The organism is Streptomyces sp. NPDC031274 (assembly GCF_055570235.1).
Map to the genome: position 1 here is coordinate 1 of NZ_JBVIHP010000276.1, position 1,303 is coordinate 1,303.

Below are 1,303 nucleotides of genomic sequence, written 5' to 3' on the forward strand. Positions count from 1 at the left end.
GAGGCTCTTCGTAATGTGGATGTGGCGATCAGTGCCGTGGCAGGGCCGGGCGAAAACAGCACCGAAGGAAGCCCGACGTGATCGATACCAGCAGCATCGACGTCTACCTCGGCCTGGACGTCGGCAAGGGCGAACACCACGCCACCGCACTGACCCCCACCGGCAAGAAGACCTTCGACAAGCGCCTGCCCAACAGCGAACCCAAACTCCGCGAGGTCCTCGCCAAACTGCAGGACAAGCACGGCACCGTACTGGTCATCGTTGACCAGGTCGCCTCCATCGGAGCCCTGCCGCTGACCGTCGCCCGCGACCTGGGCTGCCACGTCGCCTATCTGCCGGGCCTGACGATGCGGCGGATCGCCGATCTCTATCCCGGCGAGGCCAAGACCGACGCGAAAGACGCATTCATCATCGCCGACGCAGCCCGGGCGATGCCGCACACGCTGCGCTCGGTCGACCTCGACGACGACACGATCGCCGAGCTCCACATGATCGTCGGGTTCGACGACGACCTCGCCGCCGAGGCGACGCGACTGTCCAACCGGCTCCGCGGCCTGTTCACCCAGATCCACCCGCACCTGGAACGGGTGCTGGGACCGCGCATGCAGCACCCGGCCGTGCTCAAAATCCTGGACCAGTTCGGCTCTCCGGCCCGGATCCGCAAGGCCGGACGCCGACGACTGGTCACCCTGATCCGCCCGAAAGCGCCGCGGATGGCCGAGCGACTGATCGAGGACGTCTTCACCGCGCTGGATGAACAGACCGTCGTCGTTCCCGGCACGGACGCCGCCGCCCTCATCGTTCCAAGCCTCGCCAACTCGCTCCAGGCGGTGCTTGACCAGCGCAAACTGCTGGCTCACCGGATTGAGGAACTGCTGGAGGCCCACCCTCTTTCCAGGGTCCTGATGTCGATGCCCGGTATCGGCATCAGGACCGGAGCCCGCATCCTCATCGACGTCGGCGACGGCACCCGTTTCCCCAGCGCCGCCCACCTCGCGGCCTACGCCGGCCTCGCCCCCGCGACCCGCAGCTCGGGCTCCTCCATCCGCGGCGAACAACCCTCCCGCAGAGGAAACAAGCAGCTCAAACGCGCCTTCTTCCTCTCCGCGTTCGCCGCCCTGGCCGACCCGACCTCCCGGACCTACTACGACAAGAAGATCGCCCAGGGAAAACACCACACCCAAGCCCTCCTCTGCCTCGCCCGCCGCCGAGCCGACGTCCTCTTCGCGATGCTCCGCGACGGCACCTTCTACGAAGCCCAACCCGCCCCAACCCCTTGACCAAAGTCATAGGGGCACCCCCC

At 67.2% G+C, this 1,303-nt stretch carries 1 protein-coding gene; it reads left to right on the top strand.

Translation table 11 applies throughout. The features are described 5' to 3' along the window. Positions 1-77: 77 nt before the first annotated feature. The gene (locus tag ACZ5CR_RS45630; RefSeq protein ID WP_468869704.1) at positions 78-1,280 is read left to right on the top strand and encodes an IS110 family RNA-guided transposase; all 1,203 of its coding nucleotides are present in this window, start codon (positions 78-80) and stop codon (positions 1,278-1,280) included. The last annotated feature ends 23 nt before the right edge of the window (positions 1,281-1,303 follow it).